Source organism: Amedibacillus dolichus DSM 3991 (assembly GCF_000154285.1).
In the GTDB taxonomy this organism is placed as follows: Bacteria; Bacillota_I; Bacilli_A; order Erysipelotrichales; family Erysipelotrichaceae; genus Amedibacillus; species Amedibacillus dolichus.
In genome coordinates this window covers 1-1,242 of sequence record NZ_DS483464.1, presented here as the reverse complement: position 1 = coordinate 1,242, position 1,242 = coordinate 1, and the positions used below count along the sequence as shown (strand labels likewise).

Annotated in this window: 2 protein-coding genes; both read right to left on the bottom strand. The window is 30.0% G+C overall.

The features are described from left to right. Positions 1 to 186: 186 nt before the first annotated feature. Positions 187 to 945, bottom strand: coding sequence for a DUF1828 domain-containing protein (locus EUBDOL_RS01010; protein ID WP_004797604.1), 759 nt, complete (start codon positions 943 to 945; stop codon positions 187 to 189). A 58-nt stretch (positions 946 to 1,003) separates the two neighbouring features. Further along, positions 1,004 to 1,242, bottom strand: a 239-nt coding sequence (locus EUBDOL_RS11615) for a DUF6978 family protein (protein ID WP_004797601.1), incomplete at its 5' end; no start/stop codon positions are given.

Sequence of the window (1,242 nt, the reverse complement as noted above, 5' to 3'; positions counted from 1 at the left end):
GTAATGATTTCTCTGATAATAACCCTAGCCTTTAGGATAGATAGCATCTAGTGTTTCTCATATCATAACATTTCTCACAGTAGAAGGCACTTGATTTATCGTACATCATCATCCTTTACGTATAAATAATAGAACATAATGTTACCGATAGGTGTACAATAATAAAAAAAGTTGCAATTTTATATATTATTGCAACTTAGTTAGAAAATAAACTGATTTTGTTTCTATATCCTTCCATAAGATAGGGGTAATATCATAGTTTCTAAAGCTTTCTAATACTCCTTTATCTATAGGATTACTATCATTTATTATCACATACATTTTTTCCGTATGATTTCTTTGAGAAACTGTATCTAACCAACCGAATGATGTTATCATACAATTAGATTTAGAAGCTTTATTAATAATATTAACCCAACGTGTTGGATTATCCTTTGTCCTTTGGAAAGAGAGATCGATTTTAAATTGATAACCAGACTGCCCCATTAAAGATATATTTTCGGTGAAGTACAAATTATTTTTCTCGAAGTATTGTTTCACATCTTCATCAAAAAAACTTGCTACACTTTCTCTTGAAACATAGCATAGATCATCAATTTTTACAATACATTGTAGCAGTGAGTCTAATTTAAGACCAAAATTATTTTTATCGGTCTTAACAAATATTTCTTCATTTTCAACTTTTACTCCAAATTGTGCGCAGACACCAGCTACCACTTTATTTCTCTTGTCAGAAAAATTTAATCCGCAAGCTTTTAAATTGCTGATTGTATAGGAATCATCAGTTATTGTAATATCGTCATTATCAATGCTAACATAAACTTGAATAAAATCATTCGAATGATCAAGCAGAGGAGTGGTAATCTCGTGGTAACCATGAATCTCCTTTACTTGGATATTTGATTTTATAAAGTCATAATAATTTTGAATCAAACTATCAATCACGGTTTCACTTCCTCTCTATATTTATATTATACACAACAACATTGTGAAGTAAATACAACTAATTTAATAATAGAGCAGGCTGTTCAATTAAAACAGGATATTCTATGACATTAAATTCTTTTAGGAAAGCTATGCAATTTTCCATTAAAGAGGGGTCGTTTATATCAAATTCAATAGCATAGGGTAAGTTAGTATTTGTGTAATAATATTCTTCTTTATAAATATGCAAATGTGGTCCATTTAAAACTGTTCCGTTAGGATTTCTGTGAGGGCGCGGAATCCACCACAGTGGCGTAT